Raw genomic sequence first — 2329 nt, forward strand, 5'->3', positions numbered from 1 at the left:
ATGACAAAATCGACATCACTTTTGCCAAGGTTCCTCACGGGCTTAGGCAGTGCACCACACCCAGATAAGAGCAGGGTGCTCAGCACAAGCCCAACAAGCCATCGATATGGCTGAGAGGTGGGAAACGTCATCCTGAATTCCTTGATTCTTCGTCTCGCAGTGAGTGAGGCATCAATACGAGATCATCCATCAATCCACTCTATCGTTCACTTTACTCTCCAGCAATTAATTCAGTAAAACGAATGACTTGTTTGGTAGCTGGCTCTAATTTATCCGCCCTTACCGCCAAAGGGTTTGAGCGCTTTTCAAGCAAAAGTTGGCGCTTATGTGTGGTTTTTATCCAAACAGAAAAAAAAATCAGATTTTTTCTTCCAAGGACTTGCATCACAAAAAAATGCTCTTATAATTCGCAGCCCTGAACAGCGTAAACGTTGTTGAAAAGCGACACTAGCTCAGTTGGTAGAGCGCAACCTTGCCAAGGTTGAGGTCACGAGTTCGAACCTCGTGTGTCGCTCCAGTTTGATAGCTTTCATCGTGCTTAACGGTGACAAAATGCGACACTAGCTCAGTTGGTAGAGCGCAACCTTGCCAAGGTTGAGGTCACGAGTTCGAACCTCGTGTGTCGCTCCATTTTGATAGCCTTCATCGTGCTTAACGGTGATACAATACGGACGCGGGGTGGAGCAGCTTGGTAGCTCGTCGGGCTCATAACCCGAAGGTCGTCGGTTCAAATCCGGCCCCCGCAACCAATTTTAAAGGCGTTATGATTCGCTAGCTCGTCGGGCTCAGCTATTCATAAAACCTAGCGAAGGTCATCGGTTCAAATCCGGCCCCCGCAACCAAATTTCATCAATAGCAAACGCTGTTGATATGCGACACTAGCTCAGTTGGTAGAGCGCAACCTTGCCAAGGTTGAGGTCACGAGTTCGAACCTCGTGTGTCGCTCCACTTTCTTTTAAGTGGACGGGATAGTCTTCATCGTGCTCAACGGTGACAAAATGCGACACTAGCTCAGTTGGTAGAGCGCAACCTTGCCAAGGTTGAGGTCACGAGTTCGAACCTCGTGTGTCGCTCCACTTTCTTTTAAGTGGATAGGATAGCCTTCATCGTGCTCAACGGTGACAAAATGCGACACTAGCTCAGTTGGTAGAGCGCAACCTTGCCAAGGTTGAGGTCACGAGTTCGAACCTCGTGTGTCGCTCCATTTTGATAGCCTTCATCGTGCTTAACGGTGACACAATACGGACGCGGGGTGGAGCAGCTTGGTAGCTCGTCGGGCTCATAACCCGAAGGTCGTCGGTTCAAATCCGGCCCCCGCAACCAATTTTAAAGGTGTTGTGATTCGCTAGCTCGTCGGGCTCAGCTATTCATAAAACCTAGCGAAGGTCATCGGTTCAAATCCGGCCCCGCAACCAAATTCAATCAATAGCAAGCGCTGTTGATATGAGACACTAGCTCAGTTGGTAGAGTGCAACCTTGTCAAGGTTGAGGTCACGCCTTTCTGTTTATGAATAGGGAACCTCGTGTGTCGCTCCACTTTCTTTTATGTGGACAGAATAGCCTTCATCGTGCTTAACGGTGACACAATACGGACGCGGGGTGGAGCAGCTTGGTAGCTCGTCGGGCTCATAACCCGAAGGTCGTCGGTTCAAATCCGGCCCCCGCAACCAATTTTAAGGTGCTATGATTCGTTAGCTCGTCGGGCTCAGCCATTCATAAAACCCAGCGAAGGTCATCGGTTCAAATCTGGCCCCCGCAACCCAATGAAGCGTGTTGTGGTTCGCTATACCTGCTCTTTCTAATGCTGAGAAGCATCATCCCCCAAATTAGAACCTCTAAGCGTCATTTGTGACGTTTTTTTGTTTGTCTCCAAGATGACACAGCAATGGCGATGGGCCTTGCGCGTGTTTTCAACTCAACGCCCCAGATCTAACTAACAGAGTTATCCACATTTTTCATTCTGTGGATAAGTTCGTGGGTAACCTGAATTTAGTCTTTGTATAAGCGCTATGCAGGAGGATCTTTCTTGGTGTTTTATCAGGTTATGGGTGTTTGGTTTTTTTGTTAAGTTGTTGATTTTTATCTATTTAAAGTAAATTTCAATAGGCAGGGTAAACCGGTTTTTTGATCATTAAGTGCTTGTTTTTTGATCTTAATCATTGGTGGCCAGTGTGATTAACTTTTTCAACTTTCAGTAAATTTGCCGCACATCTCATTTTTTTCCACATTGCCGTTTTTAGAACAACCTCAAACTCTGCGTTGATGAATTCGGCAAGCATTATGCATCTCTAGGTGCTGGAACTACCTGTGGGAAAGTTGCACTTAACCT

Annotated in this window: 1 protein-coding gene and 8 tRNA genes; 8 read left to right on the forward strand and 1 reads right to left on the reverse strand. The window is 47.1% G+C overall.

Features of this window, described 5'->3' with window-relative positions; genetic code table 11:
• Positions 1-211: 211 nt before the first annotated feature.
• Positions 212-388: a hypothetical protein gene (locus AC6R1A_RS06790; RefSeq protein WP_500631038.1), complete on the reverse strand. Its 177-nt coding sequence runs from the start codon at positions 386-388 to the stop codon at positions 212-214.
• A gap of 53 nt (positions 389-441) precedes the next feature.
• Between AC6R1A_RS06790 and AC6R1A_RS06795 the strand changes: the two genes are divergently transcribed.
• The 8 genes from AC6R1A_RS06795 (at position 442) to AC6R1A_RS06830 (ending at position 1670) form a co-directional block, all read left to right on the forward strand.
• A tRNA-Gly gene (locus AC6R1A_RS06795) sits at positions 442-517 on the forward strand.
• Between the two features lie 37 nt (positions 518-554).
• Positions 555-630, forward strand: a tRNA-Gly gene (locus AC6R1A_RS06800).
• Positions 631-672: 42 nt separating this feature from the next.
• Positions 673-749: transfer RNA gene (locus AC6R1A_RS06805), tRNA-Met, on the forward strand.
• Between the two features lie 123 nt (positions 750-872).
• Positions 873-948: transfer RNA gene (locus AC6R1A_RS06810), tRNA-Gly, on the forward strand.
• A 52-nt stretch (positions 949-1000) separates the two neighbouring features.
• Positions 1001-1076 (forward strand) — tRNA-Gly (locus AC6R1A_RS06815).
• 52 nt (positions 1077-1128) lie between these two features.
• Positions 1129-1204 (forward strand) — tRNA-Gly (locus AC6R1A_RS06820).
• A gap of 42 nt (positions 1205-1246) precedes the next feature.
• Positions 1247-1323 (forward strand) — tRNA-Met (locus AC6R1A_RS06825).
• Positions 1324-1593: 270 nt separating this feature from the next.
• A tRNA-Met gene (locus tag AC6R1A_RS06830) sits at positions 1594-1670 on the forward strand.
• Positions 1671-2329 lie beyond the last annotated feature (659 nt).

Source organism: Vibrio sp. R10-SG3-ISO3 (genome assembly GCF_059834225.1).